At 58.7% G+C, this 26,605-nt stretch carries 24 protein-coding genes, 1 tRNA gene and 1 pseudogene; 12 read left to right on the top strand and 14 right to left on the bottom strand.

Annotated elements, in window-relative coordinates; translation table 11 throughout:
* Positions 1 to 58: 58 nt before the first annotated feature.
* A complete protein-coding gene (locus B4F73_RS02175; protein WP_206992749.1) occupies positions 59 to 1,288 on the bottom strand; it encodes a sensor domain-containing phosphodiesterase in 1,230 nt (409 codons plus the stop codon).
* Between the two features lie 266 nt (positions 1,289 to 1,554).
* Between B4F73_RS02175 and B4F73_RS02170 the strand changes: the two genes are divergently transcribed.
* Positions 1,555 to 2,817, top strand: coding sequence for a SulP family inorganic anion transporter (locus B4F73_RS02170; protein ID WP_290482403.1), 1,263 nt, complete (start codon positions 1,555 to 1,557; stop codon positions 2,815 to 2,817).
* Positions 2,818 to 2,823: 6 nt separating this feature from the next.
* On the opposite strand, the gene B4F73_RS02165 is transcribed toward B4F73_RS02170, so the two are convergent.
* From B4F73_RS02165 to B4F73_RS02145, 5 genes are all read right to left on the bottom strand, one after another.
* Positions 2,824 to 3,783 (bottom strand): lysophospholipid acyltransferase family protein, encoded by a 960-nt coding sequence (locus tag B4F73_RS02165; RefSeq protein ID WP_290482402.1) that lies wholly within the window; start codon positions 3,781 to 3,783, stop codon positions 2,824 to 2,826.
* Positions 3,780 to 4,775 carry a tetraacyldisaccharide 4'-kinase gene (gene lpxK, locus B4F73_RS02160; RefSeq protein WP_290482401.1) on the bottom strand — a complete coding sequence of 332 codons (996 nt, stop codon included), beginning with the start codon at positions 4,773 to 4,775 and terminating at the stop codon, positions 3,780 to 3,782. The genes B4F73_RS02165 and lpxK overlap by 4 nt, the downstream gene beginning before the upstream one ends.
* On the bottom strand, positions 4,772 to 5,968 hold the full coding sequence (locus B4F73_RS02155) for a 3-deoxy-D-manno-octulosonic acid transferase (RefSeq protein WP_290478908.1): 1,197 nt from the start codon (positions 5,966 to 5,968) through the stop codon (positions 4,772 to 4,774). Before B4F73_RS02155 ends, lpxK begins: the two co-directional genes overlap by 4 nt.
* Positions 5,969 to 6,030: 62 nt before the next feature.
* The gene (locus B4F73_RS02150) at positions 6,031 to 6,768 is read right to left on the bottom strand and encodes a lysophospholipid acyltransferase family protein (RefSeq protein ID WP_051607698.1); all 738 of its coding nucleotides are present in this window, start codon (positions 6,766 to 6,768) and stop codon (positions 6,031 to 6,033) included.
* 94 nt (positions 6,769 to 6,862) lie between these two features.
* A tRNA-Val gene (locus B4F73_RS02145) sits at positions 6,863 to 6,937 on the bottom strand.
* Between the two features lie 473 nt (positions 6,938 to 7,410).
* Here B4F73_RS02145 and B4F73_RS02140 point away from each other — a divergent pair.
* A complete protein-coding gene (locus B4F73_RS02140; RefSeq protein ID WP_034813781.1) occupies positions 7,411 to 7,659 on the top strand; it encodes a hypothetical protein in 249 nt (82 codons plus the stop codon).
* Here B4F73_RS02140 and B4F73_RS02135 read toward each other — a convergent pair.
* Positions 7,656 to 8,336, bottom strand: a complete 681-nt coding sequence (locus B4F73_RS02135) for an HAD family hydrolase (RefSeq protein WP_290478907.1) — start codon at positions 8,334 to 8,336, stop codon at positions 7,656 to 7,658. The genes B4F73_RS02140 and B4F73_RS02135 overlap by 4 nt on opposite strands.
* Positions 8,337 to 8,421: 85 nt before the next feature.
* Here B4F73_RS02135 and glmU point away from each other — a divergent pair, with 85 nt between their 5' ends.
* The 3 genes from glmU to gor are packed head-to-tail and all read left to right on the top strand — an operon-like array spanning position 8,422 to position 11,951.
* The gene (gene glmU / locus B4F73_RS02130; protein WP_290482400.1) at positions 8,422 to 9,792 is read left to right on the top strand and encodes a bifunctional UDP-N-acetylglucosamine diphosphorylase/glucosamine-1-phosphate N-acetyltransferase GlmU; all 1,371 of its coding nucleotides are present in this window, start codon (positions 8,422 to 8,424) and stop codon (positions 9,790 to 9,792) included.
* 6 nt (positions 9,793 to 9,798) lie between these two features.
* Positions 9,799 to 10,500, top strand: coding sequence for a ribose-5-phosphate isomerase RpiA (rpiA, locus tag B4F73_RS02125; protein ID WP_034813773.1), 702 nt, complete (start codon positions 9,799 to 9,801; stop codon positions 10,498 to 10,500).
* A gap of 50 nt (positions 10,501 to 10,550) precedes the next feature.
* Complete coding sequence (gor, locus tag B4F73_RS02120) at positions 10,551 to 11,951, top strand: glutathione-disulfide reductase (protein ID WP_290482399.1); 1,401 nt, start codon at positions 10,551 to 10,553, stop codon at positions 11,949 to 11,951.
* A 27-nt stretch (positions 11,952 to 11,978) separates the two neighbouring features.
* Here gor and B4F73_RS02115 read toward each other — a convergent pair whose 3' ends face one another.
* Together B4F73_RS02115 and B4F73_RS02110 are read right to left on the bottom strand one after the other, a co-directional pair.
* Complete coding sequence (locus tag B4F73_RS02115) at positions 11,979 to 13,553, bottom strand: caspase family protein (RefSeq protein WP_290482398.1); 1,575 nt, start codon at positions 13,551 to 13,553, stop codon at positions 11,979 to 11,981.
* Between the two features lie 65 nt (positions 13,554 to 13,618).
* Positions 13,619 to 14,917: an AAA family ATPase gene (locus B4F73_RS02110; protein WP_290478903.1), complete on the bottom strand. Its 1,299-nt coding sequence runs from the start codon at positions 14,915 to 14,917 to the stop codon at positions 13,619 to 13,621.
* Between the two features lie 153 nt (positions 14,918 to 15,070).
* Here B4F73_RS02110 and B4F73_RS02105 point away from each other — a divergent pair, with 153 nt between their 5' ends.
* Both B4F73_RS02105 and B4F73_RS02100 read left to right on the top strand, forming a co-directional pair.
* Positions 15,071 to 16,447, top strand: coding sequence for a class II 3-deoxy-7-phosphoheptulonate synthase (locus tag B4F73_RS02105; RefSeq protein ID WP_206992761.1), 1,377 nt, complete (start codon positions 15,071 to 15,073; stop codon positions 16,445 to 16,447).
* Between the two features lie 12 nt (positions 16,448 to 16,459).
* Positions 16,460 to 17,878 carry an MATE family efflux transporter gene (locus B4F73_RS02100; protein WP_290482397.1) on the top strand — a complete coding sequence of 473 codons (1,419 nt, stop codon included), beginning with the start codon at positions 16,460 to 16,462 and terminating at the stop codon, positions 17,876 to 17,878.
* Between the two features lie 35 nt (positions 17,879 to 17,913).
* Here the strand turns inward: B4F73_RS02100 and B4F73_RS02095 are convergent, their stop codons facing one another.
* The 3 genes from B4F73_RS02095 to B4F73_RS02085 form a co-directional block, all read right to left on the bottom strand.
* The gene (locus tag B4F73_RS02095) at positions 17,914 to 18,180 is read right to left on the bottom strand and encodes an HU family DNA-binding protein (RefSeq protein ID WP_034813765.1); all 267 of its coding nucleotides are present in this window, start codon (positions 18,178 to 18,180) and stop codon (positions 17,914 to 17,916) included.
* Between the two features lie 100 nt (positions 18,181 to 18,280).
* Complete coding sequence (locus B4F73_RS02090; RefSeq protein WP_206992763.1) at positions 18,281 to 19,192, bottom strand: hypothetical protein; 912 nt, start codon at positions 19,190 to 19,192, stop codon at positions 18,281 to 18,283.
* Between the two features lie 2 nt (positions 19,193 to 19,194).
* Positions 19,195 to 20,217 (bottom strand): NADP-dependent oxidoreductase, encoded by a 1,023-nt coding sequence (locus B4F73_RS02085; RefSeq protein WP_290478900.1) that lies wholly within the window; start codon positions 20,215 to 20,217, stop codon positions 19,195 to 19,197.
* A 169-nt stretch (positions 20,218 to 20,386) separates the two neighbouring features.
* Between B4F73_RS02085 and B4F73_RS02080 the strand changes: the two genes are divergently transcribed.
* Complete coding sequence (locus B4F73_RS02080; RefSeq protein WP_290482396.1) at positions 20,387 to 21,310, top strand: Gfo/Idh/MocA family protein; 924 nt, start codon at positions 20,387 to 20,389, stop codon at positions 21,308 to 21,310.
* A gap of 9 nt (positions 21,311 to 21,319) precedes the next feature.
* Here the strand turns inward: B4F73_RS02080 and pth are convergent, their stop codons facing one another.
* Both pth and B4F73_RS02070 read right to left on the bottom strand, forming a co-directional pair.
* A complete protein-coding gene (gene pth / locus B4F73_RS02075) occupies positions 21,320 to 21,922 on the bottom strand; it encodes an aminoacyl-tRNA hydrolase (RefSeq protein ID WP_290482395.1) in 603 nt (200 codons plus the stop codon).
* An 86-nt stretch (positions 21,923 to 22,008) separates the two neighbouring features.
* Positions 22,009 to 22,662 carry a 50S ribosomal protein L25/general stress protein Ctc gene (locus B4F73_RS02070; RefSeq protein ID WP_206992767.1) on the bottom strand — a complete coding sequence of 218 codons (654 nt, stop codon included), beginning with the start codon at positions 22,660 to 22,662 and terminating at the stop codon, positions 22,009 to 22,011.
* Positions 22,663 to 22,871: 209 nt separating this feature from the next.
* On the opposite strand from B4F73_RS02070, the gene B4F73_RS02065 reads away from it, so the two are divergent.
* The 4 genes and pseudogenes from B4F73_RS02065 to B4F73_RS02050 form a co-directional block, all read left to right on the top strand.
* Positions 22,872 to 23,087 (top strand): hypothetical protein, encoded by a 216-nt coding sequence (locus B4F73_RS02065; RefSeq protein ID WP_290482394.1) that lies wholly within the window; start codon positions 22,872 to 22,874, stop codon positions 23,085 to 23,087.
* A 124-nt stretch (positions 23,088 to 23,211) separates the two neighbouring features.
* Positions 23,212 to 23,478, top strand: a complete 267-nt coding sequence (locus tag B4F73_RS02060) for a DUF4212 domain-containing protein (protein WP_242517509.1) — start codon at positions 23,212 to 23,214, stop codon at positions 23,476 to 23,478.
* Positions 23,479 to 23,482: 4 nt separating this feature from the next.
* Positions 23,483 to 25,258: a sodium:solute symporter family protein gene (locus tag B4F73_RS02055; protein ID WP_290482393.1), complete on the top strand. Its 1,776-nt coding sequence runs from the start codon at positions 23,483 to 23,485 to the stop codon at positions 25,256 to 25,258.
* A gap of 147 nt (positions 25,259 to 25,405) precedes the next feature.
* Positions 25,406 to 26,605: pseudogene (locus B4F73_RS02050) on the top strand (hypothetical protein); the annotation flags it as partial.

Genomic DNA, 26,605 nt, shown 5'->3' with positions numbered 1-26,605 from the left:
CCGGGGTTGTCGGCTCAATCTAGAACGATTTTGCGGAATGCACAGGGTCTGAATGCTGTCAGGATGCCTTGCTGAACAAATTGATCGTCTTGGCGATATCCTGCTCCGGGCGGCCAAGCAGATAGCCCTGGCCCCTGCGAACGCCCAACAGTTTCAGTGTATTCAGCTCTGCCTCGGTCTCGATACCTTCGGCAATGATGTGAGCCGACGTTTCTCGCGTATAAAACAGCAATGCGCCGATCAGTGCGCGACGGGCCAAGTCTGAATCCACATTCCGGGTCAGGCTCATGTCGACCTTCACATAGTCCGGATTGAGCTGGACAATGTGGCGCAGCGAGGAGTGACCGGCGCCAGCATCATCCACGGCGAGCCGCAGGCCTGCATGGCGTAATGGGCGCAGCACCTTGGTGAAGCTCTCATAGTCGTCGATGACGGCGTGCTCGGTAATTTCCAGCAGGATGCGGTCGAGCGGCAAATTCAGGAAGGTGCTCGCGAATTGATCGCTGATCACTGTGGAAGGTGAGGCATTGACGGAAATGTATTGGTCGGGCGCGATCTCGCGGATCTTTTCCACCGCCTGCCGGATTGAAGCCAGTTCCAGTTCCACGGACAAGCCGACGGCAGCCGCCTCGTCAAACCAGACATCCGGTGACCGATAAGGTTCAGCCGAGAAGCGACAGAGGGCTTCATACCCGCTGGGGTGCATCTGGCCGAGGTCAACAATTGGCTGGTAGGCAATGGCGAACGCGCTTGTATTCAGGGTCTCGAGGATACGCTCGCGCTTCTCCTCAAGGATGCGGCGTTCCTCGTAATCCTTGTCGATCTGTTGTGCGGCCAGGTTTGCGAACAAGCGCATGGTTTCCAGATCGCGATCGTTGAGACTCGTGTTCGCTTCCGGGCTGAGGCAACAGAACATGCCGTATGGTGTGCCGTCCACAAGCCGGATTGGAATGCTCATATGCGCCCCAATCGGAATTTCGCGCGTGATCGGCATGGCCAGGGCGAGGGGGTTTTTGGAGGTATCCGGAATAAGTTCGGGTAGGCGACCTTCCAGTATGTGAAGGCAATAGACATCCGTCAGGTCTCTACTGTCTCCCGGCTTGATCAGGTTTTCGAGGCCCGGTGCGTCTACATATCTAAACACGGACTCACCATCTACGAATTCCGAAATATAGGCGATCGGCATTCCTAGGTGTTGGCGAATGGCTGTCAATGCAGAGTTGATTGCCTGCCGGGATGTTTCCTCACGTCCGTCTGGAATCGTTGAAGGAAGTGAGAATCCGGTCATTCGTTCAAGCCCCTGAGACTCGCAATGGTTTACTGGCAAAGAAAACCAGTTTCAGCGGCAACCGTATCCCAGTGTCCCTTAAACTCCGTTCCACACTTCATTGAAGCCCAACACTCTTTCTTCGGACTTTCGTAAGAATTTTCGAAGGCGATTTGCCAGATCGAAAATCTATCCATCGCGACAAATTCGGCCCTTTTCGATGCGCGTGGTGCGGGTGTAGGCGTACTTGTATGGGTAACGGGGTGGCATGGCATGGCCGGGCACGAATGAAGCCGAAGATTCTGACAACGATCCAGACCTATTCGGGACCGCTCTTTGTGGCGGACCTGTTTGCAGGTGTGACAGTGGCGCTCGTCGCCATCCCGCTAAGCCTGGCGATTGCCATTGCGTCAGGAGCCGACCCGGCGGCGGGTCTTGTCACGGCAATCATCGCGGGGTTCCTGATTTCATTCCTGGGCGGCAGCCGGGTTCAGATCGGCGGGCCGACTGGCGCATTCATCGTGGTCGTGTTCGGCGTGATCGTCGCGCACGGCTATGACGGACTCGTTCTGGCGACGTTCATGGCAGGGATCATTCTGATTGTCGCCGGACTGATGAGGGCAGGCAACCTGATCAGTTTCGTTCCGGAAGCGGTCGTGAACGGTTTCACCATCGGTATCGCCATTATCATTGCGGCGAGTCAGCTGAATGATTTGTTCGGCCTGACAACTTCCGGCCTGCCGGCGGAATTCTTCAGCAAACTGGAAGTGCTCTGGGCGGCGCGCGGGACGGTAAATTGGGCATCCGTGGGAATCGGGGCTGTGACAATGGTTTTGATTGTCGGGTTGAGGCGGGTTGCACCGAAATTCCCGGGCCTGATCGTGGCCGTGGGGCTGACATCAGCGGTCGTGTATTTGTTTCACCTGCCAGTCGATACAATTGGCAGCCGGTTCGGGGCATTGCCGAGCCAGTTGCCGATGCCGAAACTGCCCGGGCTCAGTCTGGACCGTGTGACGGAACTCCTGCCTTCAGCTTTTGTGATTGCCTTCCTGGCGGGTGTGGAATCCCTTCTGTCCGCTATGGTGGCGGACCGGATGACGGGCGGGCAGTACCGACGCAATGCCGAAGTGATGGCACAGGGGGCAGCGAACATGGGATCTGCATTGTTCGGTGGCCTGCCTGCGACGGGCGCGATTGCGCGCACCGCGACCAATGTGCGGGCGGGCGGAAAGACGCCTGTCGCTGGTATCGTTCACGCGTTCACAATCCTGATGGCCGTTTTGTTTGCGGCGCCCCTGGCGGGTTATCTGGCGATGCCCGCACTGGCGGGACTGTTGATGTTGACGGCATGGAACATGAGTGAGCCGCACAAATGGCGAGCTTATATGTCGGACGAGAAAGCGAATGTCGCTCTGTTGCTGATCACGCTTGTGCTGACCGTGGTGGCTGATCTGACAATCGCGATCGGCGTAGGTGTTTCTCTGGGACTCGCGATCCGTCTGCGGCGTCGGCATGTGGGGCCTGCTGATTGGAGCGAACCGGAGCGCTAGCTCGGATCAGGTGATGCCGGCGGCCTTCCAGGCCTCCTTGGGCCAGCGGCGATGCTGCCAGAACCATTGGCCCGGATTTGCGCGGACCTGTTCTTCAATGAAATCCGTAATACGCTGGACGCTGCGCTGGATGTCTGCGGTCTCGTCCCCGGTCGTTTCCGGCATGAAGGGGTCATGGAAGGTGATCCGGAACCGGGCTGGGCCTGTGCGCACGGTCGAGACGGGCACGATCGGCACACCGTATTTCATGGCAAGCCGTGTCGGCCCCGGCGCGGTCATGGCGTCATGCCCAAAGAAAGGGACGGCGATGCCCTCATTGAATTTCTGGTCGTTCATCAGCGCGATGGTTTGGCCCTTGGCCAGAGCACGCATCAATTCGCGGGTGCCGACGCCCTTGGGTGCGTTGATCTGGGTGCCATAGGCCGCGCGGAGATCCGAAATGCGTCGATCAATATGGGGGTTGTTCAAGGCGCGATAGGTCATCACCGCGTCCGGCAGGCGCTGGGTGATTGTGGCAGGCATGATTTCCCAATTGGCGAAGTGGCCGGAAATGAAGACCGCACCCTTGTCGCTGGCCTTCAGGCGATCCAGCACGTCAAGACCGACAATGTCTACTCTTCCAGACGTGTACGGATCGATGGATGGCAGGTGCGGCAGCTCGCCTGCGACGCGGCCGGCACTCTCCCATGCATCGAGTGCGGTCTGCTCGATCTGTACATCTGTCCAATCCGGAAAAGCGAGCCGGAGATTGCGCTTCACTGTCTTGTGCTGGGAAAGGCGCGGGCCGATCTTCTTCATCAGCCAGCCACCAAAATTGGAGGCACGATCTGGGCCGAACAGCTTCATCGGCCCCCAATAGAGTAGATCCCAGCCAATGGTTTCCAGCCGCCACTGAACGCGCTGCCAAAACGTCGCACGATTGTCGATATCTTTTGGGCGAATATATTTCGGGGCGGTCTGGGTCATGAATTATCTGGATAGAGGAGCGGGTTGAGCAGCGCGTCAAGTTGGCGGATGTCATCAAACTCTGCGGTGACCGGGAATTGCAGGATGCCGCCACGATCATCAGGATGGATGCGGACATAGTCCTTGCTGGTCGTGATCAGGCGCGCGCCGCGGGATTTTGCGAGCTTGTGGAGGAAGCCGAGTTCCTTCGGGGAATAGTCGTGATGATCCGGATAGCCGACCGCTTCGCTGATATCGCCGCCATGATCTTTCAGGCTCTCAAAGAATTTCTGCGGACGTCCGATGCCCGCGAATGCCACCAGCGGGCCAGACGGCGCTGGCCCCGACGGGACAATTCTGGCGCGCAGCACGGGCAGGCCGCTCTGCTGCACGTGTTGAGGGACATCGCCATCCCCCATCAGGATCACCGCATCGGCGCGGGCGAGTCCATCCTCAACAGGTTCCCTTAATGGGCCTTTGGGCAGGACGTAGCCATTGCCGAAAGGGGCAGCCGCATCAATCACGACGAACGACAGGTCCTTCACGATGCCGGGATTCTGATGGCCGTCATCCATGATGGCGACCTTGGTGCCATAAAAGGCCATCAGTTGGACCCCGGCGAACCTGTCCTTGCCGATCCAGCTTTCGCCGGTCTGGGACAGCAGAAGAGGCTCATCGCCGCACATGTCTGCGGTATGCCAGGTTGGATAGATCTTCTGTGGACTGATTTCGGAGCCACCATAGCCGCGTGACAGGCTGGACGCGTGAATGCCTTTCAGCTCGATATGATGGCGGATAGCCTGCACGATGGGCGTCTTGCCGACGCCGCCGGTCGTCAGGTTGCCGACGCAAATGACGGGGATTGATGTGCGCGCCGGGGTGGCCTTGGCCAGCTTGCGGCGGATGCCCCATGTATAAAGAGCGGCAAGAGGGCTGAGCAGAGCGCGAGTCAGGGGCGCAGCTTCCCGAGATTTCGGATCGAGCCCGGCCGACCAGAAGTACGGCGCCTTCATTGTAGCAGGCCTGGTTCGGGAAGAAGCGGCAACAGGGCTTTCAAAGTCACCGTCATGGGCGCATCAGCCGCTTCATTCAGGGCGGCGAGCGCTTCGGCAGCTGGCGGTTCCATTGTCAGCAGTGCCTTGCCTATGGCCTTGGGCGTCTTCAGGCGCCGGATTAGACCGCGCTTTTCCAGATCATCCATCATTGTGGCGAAGTTGAACACATCGGGACCCGTCACGACAGGGCGACCGAGGCGAACAGGTTCCAGCGGATTGTGTCCGCCGACGCCTTCCGTGTGCCCGCCGCCAAGAAAGACGGCATCTGCCAGGCGATACCAGAGGCCCATTTCTCCCATAGTATCAGCGAGCAGGATTCGGGTACGGGGTGTGGGCGTCTCGCCGCGGGACCGGCGCGCCAGCGGCAGGCCGCGAGTCTTGAGCAGGCTTTCGATGGCGTCGCCGCGGTCCGGATGGCGCGGGGCAATGATCAGCGCGGTGTCGTCATTGCCTTTGAGGGCATCGAGGAAAATCGCTTCCTCGCCGTCATGCGTCGATGCGGCCAGGATACAACGCCGGTCGCCAAGGAAGTTCTCGCGCAGGCGGCGGATCTCCACGTCACTGGCCGAAGGCGGCGGGAGGGCAGACTTCATGTTGCCGGTGGACTGGACTGGCTGATCGAGCAGGGTTTCCAAACGTCGGGCCGTGTCGGTGTCGGCGGCAAGGACGACATCAAACCGACCGACCAGACGTTGGAAGGCTCGGCTGAGCTTCTGCCAGCCTTCGGCAGACGAATCCGTCATGCGTCCGTTCACTAGTGCGCGTTTCGCGCCGGACTTTTCCGCTTCGAGGATCAGGTTGGGCCAGAATTCGCCTTCGCCAAAAATGCAAAGATCAGGTTGCCAGTGCTGGATGAAGCGGCGCGCAATCGCCGGTGTATCGAGTGGTGCCATGAGATGGATGGCACGGTCGGGCAGGGCGGGGCCGAGCAGGCGCGCCGATGTCTGGGTCTGGCTGGTGAAGAGGAGCAGCAGGTCCGGGCGCTTTTCGAGCAGTCGCTGGCCCAGTTCGAGCAGGAGTTGGCTCTCACCGACACTGGCACCGTGTAGCCAGACGAGCGTGCCGCCCGGCATGCGGCGGGGCATGTTGCGCGCGAGCCGCTCATTGATGCGGCCATAGTCTTCCTTGCCGGCGCGGGCACGACGTTTCATTAAGCCGCCCAGAAAAGGCGAGGCGGCCTGCGTCAGGGTCCGGTAAAGATGGATCGCGGCTGTCATGTCTTGTCTGAATCCGATTGCGTCTCAGCAGGATAGCCCGCCAGCATGTCGGCTCTCCGGGTCGCCTCATCAAGCCGTTTCTGCAATTCGGCCTGAATCTGCTGAGGATCGCTGTCGCGTGATACGAGGATTGGTTCGCCATATACAATGGCACCTCGTGCGAACGGATAGGGAATAATCAGGCGGTCCCAGGTCGACAGGCGCGAGGCCGGTTTTACCGAGAGCGCGTAGGGCAGTATTGGCACGCCCGCGCGCTGGGCAATCATGACCGCACCGGGGCTGACGATTTCCGCCGGACCGCGGGGGCCATCGGGCGTGATACAGACCACAGTACCCGATTTGAGCAAACGGACTGCTTCGGCAATCGCGCGGATGCCACCCTTGTCCTTCTTTGCCTTTTTCTTGTTCCCGGCTGAGCCCCGAATGGGGTGAAGCCCAAGATGGGCGATCGCGCGGGTGACGGCCTCCCCATCGGGGGACAATGAAACCAACATCGCGCCGTTCTGTATCTGTCCGGGCCAATGCTTCATGTTGCGGATCCAGCCACTGGGCAGGAGGAGGATACGAGAATGCCAGCCCGTAAGGACGACGCCGTTATAGTTGGTCCACAAGCTGCGCGCTGACTCTTCCCCTTCGACCTTCCACCGGACGGAACGCGCAATGAGGGACATCCAGCCCCAAATCAGAACGCCGAGTATGGAGGTCATAACCTTGGATCGGAACAGGGATTTCATCGCACCGCCTTATACTGCGCTTCGGCGCGCTCACCATGAATTAGATGCGCGGGATAAGTGAATGACAGGTTGAAGCAGGGCGCAACGGGGCGAATGGTGGGCGATAGTGGGTTCGAACCACTGACCCCTGCCGTGTGAAGGCAGTGCTCTACCACTGAGCTAATCACCCAATTCAGCGAAGCAGATGGCGTAATCTGCGCCTGAGTCGAGGTCAAGTCCGGATGTCTGCTGGCGCTGAGTCGCGTAAAATGACTGATTATAGCTATGCAGAAACACATTCCTCGCATGCATTACAATCGTTTGCGCATGCACCCTTGGGGGGACGACTTCTCGCGCTAAGGGTAGAAATGCCTCGCTGTACCATGATCTGGTTACAAGGATTTGGTAGTTCTTTAGATTTTTTCTGATTGCGAGCAGATTTTTGTTTGCGATAACATGAATATGAACAGGCGTTCATTATGAACGGATGTTCATCGGAGAACCTTACACTAGTTTCATTCGAAATTAGCCTTGAGAAAACCACAAAAAATGGTCATGTTCCGGTCACACAAGACAGCCCGACGAACGGACTGCATAAACATATAAGAAGGACAGGCGGGGGCCTAAGGCCCTAATAACAGTACAGCCTGGAGAGAGAGAAAAATGAAAGACTGGTGTGACGAAGACGGCGCAAAGCGCCTTCGTGAGAAAATTAGTGCCTATTGGGCAGAGCGTGGCTATGAAGTTGATGTCGACCTGATCGATGCTGGCTTTGTTCCTGCCATGCGGTCTGCACGCACTGATGTACGCAGCAACATGGTGAACGGCATGCCGCGTCGCCGTATTGCAAATGAAACGGGCTCTGCCCGTCCTAGCTACCGTCCACGCGAACAGCGTGAACTTTCGGCTTAGCTGACAAATCCATCCACAACTGAGACCAACCTGGAATAGTGCTCCAGCACGATGTCAGGTTCAAGCTGTTGTGGTGATTCCTCTTCGTACCCGAATGGGACGAAAATGAAGGGCAGTCCGGCATTCCGGGCTGCCCTTTCATCTGTGCGGGAGTCTCCGATCATCAAAGCGCGTTCGGGCGAACCGCCGGCGGCCTCGATCGTGCGCAGGATATGGTCTCCATCCGGTTTCCGGTTGGGTACGCTGTCTGCTCCCACAATCGCGGCGAAGTAACGGGTAAGGTCCAGTTCCGCCAGCAACTGGTCGGTAAGGGCCTGTTTCTTGTTCGTGCAGACAGCCAGCGTTGCGCCACCGGCGGACAGGGTGGTCATCGCTTCAACTACGCCATCAAAGGCATGCGAGTGGTCTGCGATGTTTGCGGCGTAATAGTCCAGAAACTGCTCAAGAAAGACATCCAGGTCCGAATCGGACGGCGTGATGCCGTGCGCCAGCAGGCCTTTTACGATCATCGCGCGGGCACCGTGACCGATCATCGTGGCGATTGTGTCCAAAGTGACCGGCGTGAGATCGGCATTGGTCAGCACATGGTTCAGCGCTTCCAGCAGATCGGGCGCCGTGTTCACAAGCGTACCATCCAGGTCGAAGACAATTGTCCATCCGTCGAAGGGTTTTGACATATGCGCCGCAATTCCTTTTCGGTCTCGCCTTGAATCGGCCTTTGGTCTAGGCGAAAGGACTAGGGAAAGCGAGAGGGCAGAACCTGTGGAAAAACCGGCCAGAGAACGTGCAGCGGTCATTCTTGCGGCTGGCAAGGGCACGCGGATGAAGTCCGATCTGCCCAAGGTGATGCACAAGGTGGCTGGCAGGCCGATGATCGACTGGTCAATAGCGCTTGCCAGAGACGTCGGATGCGACCGGATCGTTGTTGTTGCACACCCATCGCAAACGATTCTGATCGATCATGTTGGCGCGTTGCTGGGAGCCGACTCTCTTGCCTATCAGGATCCGCCTATGGGAACTGGTCATGCTGTGCGGTGCGCCGAGGAAGCGCTTGCGGGTTTCGAAGGCGACCTTGTTGTCCTGTATGGCGACAGCCCGCTCGTGCCGGCCTCTGCGATCGGGAGCCTGTTCGACAGTCTGAGCGACGGCGCGGCGATTGGGGTGCTGGGCTTTGATGCGGCCGAGCCCGGTCTGTATGGCCGCCTCATCACCTCCGGTCATGGAGACCTCGAAGCAATCGTCGAAGCGCGTGAGGCGACCCCCGAGCAATTGGATGTAACGCTCTGCAATTCCGGCGTCATGGCAGGCGATGCGGTCACCATGTTCAGCCTTTTGCAGAAGGTGACGAACGACAATGCCAAGGGCGAATACTATCTGACTGATCTTGTCGCATTGGCGCGGGCCGAGGACATGACCTGCAAGGCCGTGCGCTGCGATGAGGACGATCTGATCGGGTGTGATTCCAAGGCTGACCTTGCCGAGGCGGAATCCATTTTCCAAAATCGCCGCCGCATGCAAGCCATGGCGGATGGGGTATCTCTGATTGCGCCGGAAACGGTCTGGTTTTCCCACGATACTTTGCTTGAGGCCGATGTGACCGTGGAGCCGAATGTTGTGTTCGGACCCGGTGTCACCGTGCGGTCTGGTGCGGTGATCCGGGCCTTCAGCCATCTGGAAGGTGCGCAGGTTGGGCCGGGTTGCTCCGTCGGTCCCTATGCCCGGCTTCGCCCCGGTACGGTTCTGGAGAAGGACGCCTTCATCGGAAACTTCGTTGAGGTGAAGAGTACAACGATGGGAGAAGGGGCCAAGGCGAGTCATCTTTCCTATCTGGGTGATGGCCAGGTTGGTGCGGATGTGAATATCGGCGCGGGCACGATCTTCTGCAATTATGATGGCTTCCTGAAGTATCAGGTCCGCATTGAAGATGGCGCGTTTATCGGTTCCAACAGTGCGCTCGTGGCACCGGTCAGGATTGGGCGCGGAGCGGTCGTTGGCTCTGGCAGTGTCGTTACGGACGACGTTTCTGCCGATGCCCTGGCATTGGGGCGCGCCCGTCAGACGGAAATCAAGGATTGGGCGATTGAATTCCGGAGCCGGAAGGCATCGGAAAAGGCAGACAAGCAAAAGGGCTGAAGGCTGATGGCGAACGAGCACGAGAAAGAGAATGCCGCGATGGCGGCGATGGAATATGTCGAGGACGGCATGACCATCGGCCTCGGCACCGGTTCGACGGCGAAGTATTTTGTCGAGATGTTGGCTGAGGAAGTGGCTGACGGACTTGTGGTCCGGTGTATCGAGACAAGCGAACAGACACGCCGTCTTGCCAGCAGCCTTGGTGTTCCGCTGATCCCCTTCGAACAGGTCGAGCGCATTCATTTGACTGTAGACGGCGCGGATGAGGTCGATCCGCAGGGGCAATTGATCAAGGGCGGCGGCGCCGCTTTGCTGCGCGAGAAGATTATCGCCAATGCCAGCGATCACATGGTGGTGATCGCGGACCCGTCAAAACAGGTCGAACGGCTCGGGAAGTTTCCTCTGCCGGTGGAAGTTACGCCGTTCGGATACACAATCACTGCGAAGCTTGTTTACGACGTGTTGGCGGCTTCCGGTATTGACCGCCCACGCGTGCAGCTGCGGTCGCTGACCAATGGTGAACTCGTGGTCACTGATGGCGGCAACCATATCCTGGACTGTCATTGCGAGCGCATCCCAGACGCTGAGGCGTTGGCGGCGCGATTGTCCAATGTGCCGGGCGTTGTGGAGCATGGCCTGTTCATTGGTCTCGCGCGGACTGTCATCATCGGCAATGAGAATGGCGCTACGGTGTTTGAATTCTCCTGATCCCGCCTCATATGGGTGGTCGAAACCTGTAAAGATTCAAGGACCCTCCCATGACCGACGCGACACATGACTTTGACTTATTCGTAATCGGCGGAGGGTCGGGCGGTGTCCGTGCGGCGCGTCTGGCAGCATTGTCTGGTGCCAAGGTTGGACTGGCGGAAGAGTATCGCATGGGCGGCACATGCGTGATCCGCGGGTGCGTACCGAAGAAGTTCATGGTTTACGCCAGCAAGTACGGCAAAGACATCAAGAAAGCGGCTGGCTATGGCTGGTCTACGGGGGAGGTCAGCTACGATCATTCGGCGTTCGCAACGGCAATGCATGCTGAAGTCGACCGTTTATCCGGCATCTATTTCCGTAATCTGAAAAATGCTGGCGTCGAGATTTTCGAAGATCGGGCCGAGTTCGTGGACAAGAATACGCTACGCCTGAAGAACAGCGGAAAGACCGTGACGGCAAAGAAAATTCTGGTGGCCGTTGGCGGGCGTCCGTGGCGACCCTCTCCGGAAGAGCTGCCGGGTGTTGAGCATACAATTACCTCTGACGAGATTTTCCATCTGGAAGAACTTCCGAAGCATCTCGTTATCGCAGGGGGCGGATACATTGCGGTAGAGTTCGCACACGTGTTTGCCGGTCTCGGCGTGCCGACCTGCCTGGTCTATCGCGGCGAGGAAGTGCTGCGCGGTTTTGATGCCGATGTACGCACCGAAGTGCATGAGGGTCTGAAGGAAGCTGGCGTGCAGGTCATCACCGGGACGGTGTTTGAGAAAATCGAGAAGCGGGACGGGGCGGATCTGCCCTTGCACCTGACCATGACCAATGGCCATACGCTCGACTGCGACGTTATCATGATGGGCGTTGGGCGCCGTCCGAACACGGAAGGCCTAGGCTGCGAAAATGCCGGCGTCGAATTAAATGAGAAGGGTGCCATTCCGGTCAATAAGTGGTCGAAGACAAATGTCGATACGGTATGGGCTGTTGGTGATGTGACCGACCGTGTCGCGTTGACGCCTGTGGCCATTCGCGAGGGCCACGCGTTTGCGGAGACGGAATTCTACGACAAGCCTTGGCATTTTGATCACAGTGACATTCCGACGGCCGTATTCACTCAGCCAGAAGTCGGCACGGTTGGAATGACCGAGGCCGATGCTCGAAAAGAGTTCGGCGAAATCGATATCTACAAGACCAGGTTCAAGCCGATGAAGAATGCGCTGAACGGTGACCAAACACGCATCCTGATGAAGCTGGTTGTGCGCGCATCCGACGAAAAAGTCCTGGGTGTTCATATTGTTGGCGATGATGCCGCTGAAATGATCCAAATGGTTGGTATCGCCGTGAAGATGGGCGCCACAAAGCCGGACTTCGACCGGACCTGCGCGCTGCACCCCTCCTCCGCCGAGGAGTTGGTAACCATGCGCCAGAAATGGATACCGGACGTGCAGGCGACCTAGCCGACGCTCCGGTCAGTGCTCCGGCGTCTAATTCTCCACGGGGAGATAGGCGTTGGAGGCGGCATTGAAGGCATGGACATTGTCGGAATCACAGACGAGCAGCGATAGTCCGTTCTGTCGGGCATTCACGATACCGAGGCGCTTGCAGGCGGTATCAACCGGGATCGGTGCAGGTTCTGTCGCGAGCGTCACCTTGCAATCGCTGAGCCTGCCCCAGCGGGACCAAAATCCGCAGGTCAAAGTATCGGCTGTGCCATCATCGTCCATGTCGAATGAGATCGACTGGGTAGCCGCGGCGTCATCAGTGTCCAAGCCGAACATGCTGGACCGAAGCTCGACGAGCGCTGTGACCTCGCGCTTGAACGTCTTGAGGACAAGCTCCGGCGTGTCAGCCTTCAGGGCGTACAGGTGAACATCCTGTTTGAAATCGTCCGTGTTCATGCCTTCATTGGAAGAAATGAACTTGGCAACCCAGCGCCCTTCATGGAGTTCTGCGGTCGGTGGATCCCAAGCATAGATGTCCTCAATCTTGCTGACGAGGAAGTGGCCGCTGCCCATGTCGGCGACGAAGAAGTATTCAGCCGGACAGCAATTGCCGCCGCCATGCACGGACACGATGGCGTCCAGCGTGCCGTCCGCATTGAAATCCTTGAGTAATTCCACCGTTGGGGCGCCGTAGCCAAATTCGTGAATTGTGTACTCTAGGCCATTGACGGTTGCCTTCAGGACGACATTCTCCTGCAGGAAAGAGAATTCGTCTTCCTGCTCAAACCAGTATTCCGCCTTGCGCGTCGGCTCTTCAGGCTGAGCGGGCGCGGCGGGGCCGGCCGTGCAGCCCGCAAAGCAAAGCCCACGTGGCAGTTTTCCCGGCGCCATGAAAGGGCGGCTGGAAGATTTGCGCTTGTCGGAAACTTCAGCGAGTGCCTGATAGAACGCAACGACTGCGTCCTGTCCGGGGCGGCGAATTTCCTCTGCCAGCGTCTCGGCGAACAGGCCGTCATCCGGCGTGGTCTCTCCTGCTGCTGTGGCGAAGGCAACCAGCATTCCGGGACGTTGCGATACGCGCGTCATGCCTTTGTCGGCAATGGATTTCGAAAAGGCGAATTTCAGCTCGTTGCGGCAGGCATCGGACACGACGAAGACCGCTTTTGCCCTGGAGGCCTGAAGGCTGGCGAGGACTTCTTCGAGTTCGACCCCCTTGCGGAATATGTGGCTTGCCGCGGTGATGGTTTCCTTGGCGGGGATCAGGTAGTTGCGCGCTTCGCGATCATCGTAGGCGGCCGCGCCGTGCCCGGAATAGTAGAAGAACGCGATCACTTCATGGCCAGCATCGGCTTCTTCTCCGATGCGGGCCTCGAACTCGTCGAACGCATCTTCCATCCCGTCTTCGTCAAGATCAAACCGGGGCAGGGTCTCGAACCCAACCGCGGCCAGCGCTTCTTCCATTGTGCGCACATCCTTGTGCGTGTTGGTCAGAGCGCCGACTTCTGCCGGGTAGTCCTGGTTTCCGATCAGCAGGGCAATGCGTTTTTCGTCAGCCCGCGCATGGCTCACAAGTAAAAGGCAAACGAGCAAGGCCGAGAACGATCTGAGCATCGACATTGTGCGTGTCCCCTATATCCACCAGAGCTGATACTAGGGGCACACGTCCGGAGTGTCACCAGCCATCAAGCTTCAACGAGCGATTTCAGTTCCAACGCGACGGTTTTGAGGCTCTCCCGGATGGGTTTCAGCCCGCCGCCGCGACCGGCATGGATGACCAATTGTTTCCAGGCGGGCTCGCCTTCACGCGGCGCCTTGACCTGCAAATGACCAGAGCGGGGCAGTGCTGAGCGTAGCAAGGACCCCGCCAGGTCAAAGCCTGCTTTGGAATTGTATGCGCCGTTGCGAGCATCAGCTTCAAAGGTGGATTGCTCCGACCGGCCAACCGCATTGAACAGCACAGACAGGTCCGGGCGGTGTTCGGGGGCAATCTGTTCCCGGATGACCTGGTTCAGAAGGCGCACACCGCGCAGGGAGTAGATGTCGGCATGCATGGGGGCGAGCACGCGGTCGGCTGCCTCCAATGCGCATCGCGTCAGGAAGGTGGCGTTGGGATTGGTATCGAACACGATCAGATCATAATCGCTGCGATAGCGCTCAATCGACTGAAGGAAGTGTTCCTTGATCAGTGCGAGTGAGGCCGGGTCTGATGCGAAGGCGTACTTTGATATTTCGAACTGGCCGGAGATCAGGTCGAGCCGCCCGCCCGGACTGCCTTCGCCCATCAATTCATGGATGAGTTTTTCTTTCGGAACAGGCGCGAACGGGTCGGTGGAGAGGGTGAGCCAGGATTCTGCCGGACTGGTCGCATCCCGCGCATGCAGGCGCGACTTCTCGAACAGGGAGATGACCGACTTGTCTGCGGCAGCGCTGGCATCTGCGACATCCATTTCAAAAAAGGTCTGAGTGAGATTGTATTGCGGATCGAGATCAACCAGCAGGATGCGCCCACCAAGCGCGCCTTGCCATGCGCCGAAGACCTGGCTGGATATCGTCGTCTTGCCGACGCCGCCCTTCAAGTTCATCACCGCCAGCACGGGGCATTTGCTCTTGTAGGCTTGCCGCGTCTCGTTCACGAGTTGCTTGATGCCGTCTGGCGTTGTCGATGACAGGCGAAGGTGCGGCAGGACTTCATGCTTGAAGAAGCCATTCAGGCGGGCTTTGTCGATCTGATACGGGATCAGTTTGAGGCCGCGTGCCTTGGCGCGTTCGACATCCTGGCGCACGGCCTTGGACCGGACGGAGGATGCCGACACGAGAACAATCATGGCAAACGCGTCGTCAATCGACTGGTTTGCCATGTCGCGGGAAGCCCCATCGTTCGGCACATACCAGTCAGGAATGGCCGCCGTGCGGAGGGCTTCGTGCAGCTCCAGAAGCGCATCGAAATCCTTGGCGGAGTGGCTGATATAGACGTGCGACATGACTAGATTTGAGGTTCTCCGAGCGACAAAAGGCCTATGCAATTACTAAAAGGCCAAATCATGATTCCTCCACCAATCTGCTGTGAAATTATAGTGAAACTTGAGCGTGTGCCTGCCATGTGATTAATGCGGCTCATAATTGGAGTAACCGAGATGACCTGGACCCCCTCAGATTGGCGCCAACTGCCAGCAAAGCACATTCCGGAAGACTATCCGGATTCTGCCGCGCTTGCTGCAGTCGAGGAGAAGCTGAAAGGCTTTCCGCCGCTGGTCTTTGCTGGCGAGGCTCGTCGATTGAAGCAGCGCCTTGGCGAAGTGGCGGCCGGAGAGGCATTTCTACTGCAGGGCGGCGATTGCGCCGAGAGCTTCAAGGAGTTCCATCCCGACAATATTCGCGACACGTTCCGCGTGATCCTGCAGATGGCGGTCGTGCTGACCTTTGCGGCATCGAAGCCCGTAGTCAAAGTTGGCCGAATTGCTGGCCAGTTCGGCAAGCCGCGGTCGTCGCCCATCGAGACGATTGATGGGGTGACGCTGCCTTCTTATCGCGGTGACAATATCAATGGCATGGACTTCACGACCGAGAGCCGCATTCCAGATCCCGAGCGTCTGACTCAGGCCTACTCCCAATCAGCGGCCACGCTGAACCTGTTGCGCGCCTTCAGCCAGGGCGGCTATGCGAACCTCGCCAACGTCCACCGCTGGATGCTCGGCTTTGTTGACCGTAGCCCGCAGGGCGAGCGGTATGAGCAATTGGCGGACCAGATTTCGAAGTCACTGGACTTCATGAAAGCTTGTGGTGTGACGCCCGATAGCGTTCCGCAAATGTCTCAGGTCGAATTCTATACCAGTCATGAAGCACTATTGCTCGGCTACGAAGAAGCGATGACACGCATCGATTCCACATCGGGCGAATGGTACGATACGTCAGCTCACATGCTGTGGATTGGCCATCGTACGCGCCAGATAGACCACGCTCATGTCAATTTCTGCAAGGGCGTGCGGAATCCGATCGGCATCAAATGCGGACCCGGACTGGAAACGGACGAGTTGCTGCGCCTGATCGAGACGCTGAACCCGAATGACGAGCCGGGCCGGATCACTCTGATCTCTCGTTTCGGATCGGACGGTGTGGCGCAAGGCCTGCCGCCACTGGCGCGCGCCGTGAAGAAAAGTGGCCGGACCGTGGTCTGGTCATGTGATCCGATGCACGGAAACACGCTGAAGACCGATAGTGGCTTCAAGACGCGTCCCGTGGATCGCATCCTGTCGGAAGTGCGCCAGTTCGTGGACGTGCTGTCGTCGGAAGGCTGCTATCCGGGTGGCGTACATTTTGAAATGACTGGCCAGGACGTGACCGAATGCATCGGCGGTGCTCAGGCGATTTCAGAAGAAGATCTGTCGTCTCGATACCACACTCATTGCGATCCTCGCCTGAATGGCGAACAGGCCCTTGAACTAGCATTCATGATCGCAGAGAAGCTGCAGTCCGTCGGGGCCTCCGGCACCGCCGAGCTCAAAGCGGGATAGAAAGACAGTTCCATGCGCACGCACCGCCTGGGCTGGCCTGCCTGGGCGCGGCCAGCCGACATTGCAGACCTGTTGCGGCTATCGGTACCGATAGCCTTCACGCGCATGTCGCAAATGCTGATGGCTGTGACGGATGCCGTTGTGCTTGGGCAATATGCGCCCGGTGAGCTGCCATATATTCTGAACTCGTGGCTGCCGATGGGCGTTTCGCTCGGGTTGGGACTCGGCATTCTGTTGGGTGTGCAGGTGCTGACCTCTGAACTGCTCGGTATTGGACGTGAGAAGGAAAGCGGCCGCATCTTCCGGCGCGGCCTGTGGACCAGCGTCTGGCTTGGCATCCTATTGATGGCGGTCGTCTATTTTTCGGCCAGCGCGCTGTTCACATGGCTCTTTGTCGATATTGCTCCTCCGACCGAGGTTGCGGCATCGGTCGACCCTCATACGGTCGCTGAATCCGTGGCGGGCGTAACCCGCATCCTGTCCTACGGGATGGTAGGCTTCATGATCTCCACGGTTTGCGGCTACTATCTGGAAGCGCTGCGCCGGCCCTTGCTGGTCTCGGCCGTGATGTATTTCGGTGTATTACTCAACGTTATCATTGACCTCGCATTGGTCGGCGGATTTTGGGGGTTCGAGCCCATGGGGGCCGCAGGTGTGGCGTGGGCGACCACAGGCTCTCGCCTATTGATCACGATCTTGTTGCTCGTTGCCGTGATCTTGCTGACTCCCGCCTTCAGAAAGTCACCAACCAGTCCCGAAAACGAGGCCAAACGGCAGCTGTCGGTCGGCACGGGCACCGCCATCAGCAATGTTGCCGAGTGGGGCGGGTTTAACCTGACCTATGTGATCGCGACATGGATCAGCCTCGCTGCCAACTCTGTCTATGGCTATGCAATTCAGATCATGGGGCTTTGCTTCATGTTCTATCTGGGCATTGCGACCGCCACCAGCGTCCGCGTGGCGGAGGCCTATGGCCGACGAAACCTGACGGAGATGCGGGATGCAGGGCGTCTTGGCGTGGCAGCCACACTTGTGATGGGAGTGGCGCTTGGTGTGGTGCTGATCGTTTTCAACAATTCGTTGGCCGGCTTCCTCGTGAAGGATGATGCCGTGATCAACGGTGTTCATCTCGCATCGGGCATCGCTGCCCTGCTCGTGATGGTGTCATTTGTAACGGTTTTTGACGGGCTGCAGGCGACAGCCTCATTCGCGCTCAGGGCGCAGGATATCGTCTGGTCGCCAAGCCTTATCCATATCGGCTCGTTCTTCCTGGTGATGCTGCCAGCCTGCTACTGGCTCGGCATTGTCGAAGGCCGGGGTGCACGCGGCATGATGGAGGGGGTGTTTGTCGGTGTGTTTACGGCCGGGATACTGCAAACCATGTTGCTGGAATGGAAAACGGCGCGCCAGCCGAGCCGACGCGCCGCTTGAATTCCATGGTCAGGACCTATCAGTCCTGAGGAACCCTAGAGGTCTTTCAGAGCCGAAGCCGGCTTGAAAGCAGCCGATGTCTTTTCCGGGATCTTGATTTCTTCGCCGGTGGCTGGGTTGCGGCCCGTGCGAGCATTCCGGGTTTTGGCCGAGAATGTGCCGAAGCCTGCGATCGCCACTTGCTGACGGTCTTTCACGGCACCAGCAATTGCGTCGAAAACAGCGTCTACAGCCTTGCCGGCGTCGCTTTGCGACAGACCGGATTCACCTGCGACAGCTTTTGTAAGTTCGCCCTTATTCATAGGGGTTCTCCTCTAATGTTAAACGGCGATCCCCCGCCGTTGCAGCGACATACCCACGATTCGTAAGGCGTGAATATGACGAAAGCCCAATAAAGACGGGCTATGCGCCGAGAATCCAGCCCTCTTCTGACTGAATTTGCGATATTTTTCCCTCGTCAAGAGAACTATTTGTGGAAATTCGCCCATTCAACCGGCCTTTTTCGTCCATTTCCGAATAGTAATGGGCGATCTGGCGGACTTGTGCAGCATCTGGCGTTTCCCCCTTTTCAGGCTTTGAGGGAATGAGTGACGGGTAGACTTCGGCAATAACGACCTGAATGCCTTCAAGCGTCTCCTCGGTCATCTCGCCATCCTCGAATTCGAATGGCCAGATGCGTGAGGAGGGTAGTGACTGCCTGAGCGCGTGCACATGGGGAATTCCGGTCAGCGACTGGCTGCCCACGCTACCCGTATAAGCCAACTGCCAGACCGATTTCGGCTGTCCACGCTTTGAGTCTCTCAGATGGGTTTCAACGATACGGTACTCAGGTAGGGTCTGACCGCTGAATTCCGGCTTCTTGTCGGAGAGTGTCGAGACGACATCGCGTGCGGGAGCCCCCCAGAAAGGAAAAGGTCCTTTCGAGATCGCATAATTCATGCCGGCCGCAATCGCGTAGCGCGGATTGGAATTGTCGGCCTTGTCCTTCATCTTGGATGCCAGGTGCGCATGCATGGCCTGCCAAGGTGCCTTGGTCGATGTGTCGAGGCCCAATGCAGCCGCGGTGCCTGCCGGATAACCTAGCGAGAAGTCAAAGCCGATCAGGACGCGGTCTCCGCGCCCTGTCAGCTTGGCGATGATGCCATCAAGGAAGGTCCGCGCCTTGAGGCGCGTATCAATATTGACGGACTGGTACTGCAGCTTGAGCCGGGCATCTTTTGCAAGAATCCCGATCCAGATGGAGTTCTTGCCCGTCACAGGTTTAGACGCGGCACTCCAGTCCACCATGATATAGGCATCAAACAGACGCGACATAACTACCCCAGCTTGACCAGCATCTTGCCGGTATTGGCGCCTTCAAACAGGCCGATGAATGCTTCGGGTGCCTTTTCGATACCCTCTTTGACGGTCTCTTCGTATTTCATCTGACCAGACGGAATCCACTTTGCCATGTCCTGGAAAAAGTCGGGCTGCATATCGGCATGCGTAGATACAATGAAACCTTGGATCTTCAACTGTTTGCCGACGATCTGAATAACATTGTGCGGGCCGGTTGGTTGGCCGGTCTCATTGTATTGCGCAATCATGCCGCATTCGGCGAAACGCGCCATTGGCCGGGCAACTTCGATAGCAGCGGTCAGGTGATCGCCGCCGACATTGTCGAAATAGACATCAATGCCTTTGGGAGCTGCTTCGCGCAGCGCTTTGACAAGTCCGTCGAAGCCGCCAGCGGCCTTGTAGTCGATGACATGATCCGCGCCGAGCGATTTGACGACGTCGCATTTCTCTTTGCCGCCCGCCGAACCAATCACAGTGCAGCCTTTGATCTTGGCAATCTGGACCACTGTTGAGCCGACCGCACCGGCTGCACCGGACACGAAGACCGTGTCGCCTTCTTTCAGTTCGGCAACCCGCAGCAGACCTGCATAGGCCGTCAGGCCCGGCATGCCTGCGACGCCAAGAAACGCGCTTTCCGGCAGGCCGACTTCGGGAAGCTTCTGAGCCATAGCCATTTCGGGCTTGCCAACCCACGCCGTGCGCCAGCCTGCCATGGAGGAGACGAGATCGCCTTCCTTGTAGTCTGGGTGGTTGGAAACCGTCACGCGGCCCACAGCGCCACCTTGCATGGTTTCACCGATCTGGAACGGCGGAACATAGCTTTCGCGGTCCTGCATGCGGCCGCGCATATAAGGGTCGACCGACATCCACTCATTCTTGACCTGGATTTCGCCAGCGCCGGGTGGGGCGATGTCGATGGTTTTCATCTGGAAATCTGACAATTTCGGCATGCCAACCGGGCGGGCGGCAAGGGACCATTCGGTGGATGTGAGTGCAGTCATGATGTTTCCTTCCTCTATTTTGTAGAGGCGTAAGTGGACCGGCATACCGGACGTGTGAAGGGGGGCGGCGGAAAGATTCTGTAATTCTCTGTGTGAGCGAGGCCTGAGCCCAAGACTTGCAGCACTTGGCGATGCAGTGTCTTTAAGGTGGGAAGAGGGCTAATCTGTTATGACCACACTAAAAGTCGGCGTCGCGGGCGCCGGAGTTTTTGGAAACTATCACGCCCAGAAGGCCGCTGCGTCTGCCCGAACCGAGCTTATCGGTGTTTACGACATCGATCTTGAGCGCGCGACGCGGATCGCCAGCCAGTTCGGCGCCAAGGGTTTTGACAATTACGAAGCATTTCTGGATGCGTGTGATGCAATCGTCATTGCGGTTCCGGCTATCTGGCATGAAAAGCTGGCGCGGCAGGCCATTGAGGCGCACTGCCATGTGCTCGTCGAGAAACCGCTGGCGCTGACCGGCAAGGCTGCGCGTGATCTCGCTGATGAGGCCGCGGCCCGCGGCCGTATCCTGCAGGTGGGGCATCAGGAGCGGTTTGTCGCGCGGGCAATGGGCGTGCTGGCGATCGAAGAGACACCCCTGCTGATCGAATCCGTCCGCGCCGGACCGCCAGCGCCAGACAATCGTGCAGGCGATGTCTCGGTCATCTGGGATCTCATGATCCACGATTTGGACCTTGCTGCGATGATGATGGGGAATGAGTTCACCGGCGTCATGGCGAGTGGCAAGCGGGTTCATTCTGATCATATCGACGAAGCAAACGCCCAGTTCACCTATGCGAGCGGTGGCGTGGCGCGTCTGATGGCCAGCCGGGCAGCGGAAGCGCGCCAGCGTTCCATGCACGTTGTCTATCCGTCGGGCGAGATCTCCATCGACTTCCTGACACGGCAACTGGTCAATACGACGCCATATGATGTGAGGGTAGAGATCGCTGCGGATCTGCCGGACCCTCTGGGAGCCGCTGATGAGGGTTTCTACGCAGCCTGCCTCGGTTTGGGGCGCAGCCCTGTTCCCGCGCATGGTACGGTCGGCGCTGTTGCCATGGCAGAAGCCGCTGAACAGTCGGTACTGGCCAAACTCGACGACTAACCGACGGCGCTATCGGTTCTGTTTGGGATCGTGCTTTGGCGCTGGGGCAAGACGCATCACTTCGGTTTGGAAGCGTTCATCATCGCCGTCGGCGAGGAAAGGCAGCGCGTCGGAAATCGCCCTGACCAGCGGATCGAACCAGTCATGATCGGCTTTTGAGAAATCGGACAGCACGTAAGGCATGACCCGCGACTTGTCGCCGGGGTGGCCGACACCAATTCGCACGCGGCGCACGTTCTCGCCGAGGTGGGCAATCATCGAGCGAATGCCATTATTGCCGGAATGACCGCCACCCTGTTTCAGGCGGACGCGGCCAGGCGCAAGGTCGATCTCGTCATGCAGGACAACGATATCTTCCGGAGAGAGCTTGTAGAACTGAGCCACTTTGGAGAGCGCACGCCCGGTCTCATTGTAGAAAGTCTGCGGCTTCACCAGCAGGGTCTTGATGCGGCCGGGGCCGATAAAGCCCTCCGCAATCTCGCTTTCGAATTTGGAGCGCCAGGGTTGGAAACCATGGGCGGCGTGGATCTCGTCCAAGACAAGAAAACCGGCATTGTGCCGGTTCTTCGCATATTTTTCGCCTGGATTACCCTGACCGGAAAGAATGAGCACGACTTGGCCTCCCTCTTCCGAATTAGCAGGGTTTGGCTGTGTGCCCAGCCCCAAAAGGCTGGACACACGAGACCATAATGTACCGATCAGTCTTCCGACTCTGCGTCAGCTTCGGCTGCTGGCTCTTCGCCTTCGGCCTCTTCACCTTCTTCCGTCGTGGTTTCGGTGGTTGCCGTACGGCCAGCGATTGTGGCGATCGTGAAGTCGCGGTCGGTGATGGTTGGCTCTGCATCGCCCGGCAACTTGATGTCGGAGATTTTCACATTGTCGCCGACTTCCAACTCGGAAACGTCTGCTTCCAGGGATTCCGGAATGTTGCCGGCTGGAACCAGAAGTTCGACCGTGTGACGCACCACGTTGAGCGTGCCGCCCTTCTTGAGGCCAGGGGAAACTTCTTCGCCGATGAAGTGAACCTGGACTTCGACCTTGATCTTCTGATCGCGGCTGACGCGGAACAGATCGACGTGCATGGGCTGATCGGAGACCGGGTGCATCTGGATCGCCTGTGGGATCACCATCTGCTTCTCGCCCTTGTGAACGAGTGTTGCAGTCGACGACAGGAAGTGACCGGTTTCGATGGCCTTGAGCACTTCGTTGCGCTTCAGGGAGATCGCGACGGGGTCTTCACCACCACCATAAAGAACGCCGGGCACGAGGCCTTCACGACGTGCTGCGCGGGATCCGCCGGTGCCTACGCGCTCACGCAGTTCGACATTGAAACTAATCTTGGATTTCGACATGGGGTTTCCTTTCGCCCTCGACTCCGCCTCTCCATCTTGGGATGAGGTAAGAAGCTGACACGAACGGCCTTGCGCCGCCGTTTCTGAAGGCGCGCGGATAGCCCATACCGTACGGAATGGCAAGGGCACGGCGGCAGCCCCCTTAGACCAAAGTCCCCCCTGTCCGAAGTGCGTGGCGCGTGTATGCTCCGTTCTGGAGGATTCTGCCCGTGAAACATCATATCATGCTGGCGCTCGGCATACTGCTAGGGCTCGTCTTCGCCGTTCGGCTGGCCTTGGCCATACTCCAGCCGGGGCTGGGCTTTCGTGAAGTCTATCTCGCGGGTGGACTTGTCCTGTCGGCCTGGCTGATGCTGGGAGGGGTCGCGGAATGGCGCCATACTCGTGCAACCGGCAAAGTGCGGCAGCCATCCTCAGAGGATTGATGGCGCAGGACCGGATGACCCGGATCATCGTCTTAGACCAAAGTTTATCTTTTCCATTCCGTCCGCTTCCGGCAGCCTGCAAGCTGCGGAACCCCGCACAGATAAAAATGTCAGGGAGGAAAAAGTGTCGGAACCAAGCAAGGAAATTGATGCGAAAGGGTATTGGCGGGATGTCATCCGCCTGACCCTCAGCCTGCTCGTCATCTGGTTTGTAGTGTCATACGGGGCGGGCATCCTGTTCCGCGACCTGCTGGACAATCTCTCGATTGGCGGTGCGCCACTCGGTTTCTGGTTTGCGCAGAATGGATCGATCTATGTCTTCGTCGGACTGATCTTCTACTACTGCCGCGCCATGAACCGTCTCGAGAAGAAATACGGCGTGGAGGCCTGAGACGATGGGACAGGACTTCTGGACATATTTCTGGGTTGTCGGCACGTTCGGCACCTATATCGCGATCGCCGTGTGGGCTCGGGCTTCGTCTACGGATGATTTCTATGTGGCCGGCCATGATGTTCACCCCACTGTCAATGGCATGGCAACGGCGGCCGACTGGATGTCGGCAGCCTCCTTCCTGTCGATGGCGGGCCTGATCGCCTTCCTAGGCTATGGCGGTTCGGTCTACCTTATGGGCTGGACCGGCGGCTATGTGCTTCTGGCGCTTTTGCTGGCGCCGTTCCTGCGAGAGTTCGGCAAGTTCACTGTGCCGGATTTCGTGGGGGACCGGTATTATTCGACCACGGCCCGATTGATCGCCGTGATGTGTGCCCTGTTCGTCTCGTTCACCTATATTGCCGGCCAGATGAAGGGCGTCGGCGTGGCCTTTTCCGGCTTCCTGGGGGTCGAGTTCAATACGGGCATCATGGTCGGCATGGCGATTGTGTTCGTTTATGCGGTTCTGGGCGGCATGAAAGGCATCACCTACACCCAGGTGGCGCAATATTGCGTGCTGATCTTTGCCTATACGGTTCCGGCGATCTTCATCTCCCTGATCATCACGGGCAATCCGATCCCGCAGCTGGGGTTCATCTCGAATGTGCGCGGCGAGGATGTGGCGATGCTCGAAAAGCTGAACACGGTGGTGCAGGATCTGGGTTTCCTCGAATACACCCAGACCAACAAGTCGATGATCGATGTCTTTGCGATCACCGGCGCGCTAATGTTCGGCACCGCCGGCCTGCCGCACGTGATCATCCGCTTCTTCACCGTATCAAGCCCGGGCGCGGCCCGTGTGTCGGCGGGGTGGGCGCTGGTCTTCATCGCACTGCTCTATACGACCGCACCTGCGGTGGCTTCATTCGCCCGTCTGAACTTCATCGATACAGTGAACGAGTCGACCTATATCGCGGATGATGCCGACTATGACGCCGAAGCGGCGGCGATCCTTGCGGCCGGCGGCAAGCCGACCCCGAAATGGTTCAAGGACTGGGAAAAGACGGGCCTGCTCGGCGTCGAGGACAAGAATGGCGATGGCATCATCCAGTACCGCGCCGGGGACGAAAATGAGGTCACCAAGCTGGATCGAGACATCTTCGTGATGGCCAATCCGTCCATTGCCAATCTGCCGGCCTGGGTGATCGGGCTCGTGGTGGCAGGCGGGCTTGCCGCGGCCCTGTCCACGGCGGCAGGCTTGCTCATGGTCATATCGTCATCGATCTCACACGATCTGTGCCGACGTACCTTCTTTACCGGCATGTCGGACAGGGACGAGTTGCGAGTGGCGCGGGTCTCGGCCGCCGGAGCCGTGATCCTGGCTGGAATCATGGGGATGAACACGGCCAAGCTGGGCTTCGTGGCGCAGGTGGTGGCCTTCGCTTTCGGACTGGCGGCAGCGTCCCTGTTCCCGGTCATCGTTCTGGGCATCTTCTGGAAGCGGATGAACCGGGAAGGCGCGATTGCGTCCATGCTGACGGGGCTCGTCTCGACCTTCAGCTACATCTACTACTTCAAGTTCGTCGACACGGATCCGGCGAACTGGTGGTTCGGTGTGTCGCCTGAAGGCATCGGCTTCCTGTTCATGTTCCTGTCCCTGGCTGTGGGGATCGTGGTGGCCCTTGTCACGGCCCCGCCTCCGCAGGACATCCAGGACCTGGTCGAGGACATCCGGGTCCCCGGACAGCGCTCGCCGCATGGCATCGCCGATCAGGACATGGCGCCGATCCCGGCAGAGTAGCGCGCCACTTCCCGGTGATTGCTGCGGGCGGCCTCCCTCTCCGGGCCGCCCGCTTTTTCATGCCTGCAGCAGAGGCTTTAGACAAAGGGCGCATTTGCCGGGGCGTCAGGACGTGTATGCTGGGGGAAGACGCATAGAGAGGTGTTCATGCCGGTCTGGCTGATCCTGGGCGCAACGACGCTCTACATGCTTGGATTGTTCCTGATCGCCTGGCAGGGCGACCGGCAAGCCACGCGGCCGGGCTTTGTCCAGCATCCGCTCGTCTATGCGCTGGCATTGGCCGTCTACTGTACCTCCTGGACCTATTTCGGCGCGGTTGGCACTGCGGCGCAAAGCGGGTGGGACTATCTGACCATCTATCTTGGCCCGACGCTCGTCTTCGTGGCATTTCCCGGCATCGTGCGCCGGATCGGCGATGTCACACAGCGAGAGGGCATCTCTTCCTTGTCTGATTTCCTGTCGGCCAGGTATGGCAAGAGCCGCGCGGTTGCTGCCGCTGCAACGCTGGCCGCCGTCGCAGGAAGTCTGCCCTATATTGCACTGCAGCTGAAATCCATCGGCATGAGCTTTCAGGCACTGGCATATGGCGCAGACGGCGCGATCAACACACCGACCAATGAAACAGTTCTGCTGACCGCTATTGTGCTGGCGATTTTTGCCATCCTGTTCGGCACGCGACAGTCGGACGCCACGCGGCACAATTCCGGCCTGATGCGCGTGCTGGCGTTGGAGGCCGTGCTCAAGCTCGCCGCACTGGTGGCTGTTGCGATCCTGTCGGTGTTCCTTCTGGTGCAGGGGGGCTTGCCGGATCGTGAATTGGCCACACAGCCCTTTGACCGCTTTTCCGTGTCGGAACGATTCCTGACCATGACGCTTCTGTCGACGGCGGCCATTGTCTGCCTGCCGCGCCAATTCCATGTCGCCATGATCGAGCGTCAGGGGCAGAAGGATCTTGATACGGCCAGATGGGTGTTCCCACTCTATATGTTGCTCACGAGTCTGGTCGTGGTGCCCATCGCGATGGCTGGTCTGAGCCTCTTCGGCGCGGCAGCGCAGCCGGATCTGTTCGTCCTGGATCTGCCTCTCGAACAAGGCAATGGCCTGCTGGCGACCCTCGTCTTTCTGGGCGGCTTTTCAGCTGCGACCGGCATGGTCATCATCTCCACTGTCGCCCTGTCCACCATGGTCACGAATGATCTGGTCGTGCCGGCCATTATGCAGTCCGGACGATTTGCCAGCCTTAGCGGAGATGCCGGATCAAGGATCGTGTCGGCCCGGCGCATCGTGATCGTGGTCGTGCTGCTTCTCGCCTATGCCTATTACCGCGTGGCGGGGACAGGTGCGCTG

The sequence above is a fragment of the Hyphomonas sp. UBA3601 genome (assembly GCF_002375605.1).
In the GTDB taxonomy this organism is placed as follows: Bacteria; Pseudomonadota; Alphaproteobacteria; order Caulobacterales; family Hyphomonadaceae; genus Hyphomonas.
Note: the sequence above shows the minus strand (reverse complement) of the source record. Positions and strands in the feature narration are given on the sequence as shown.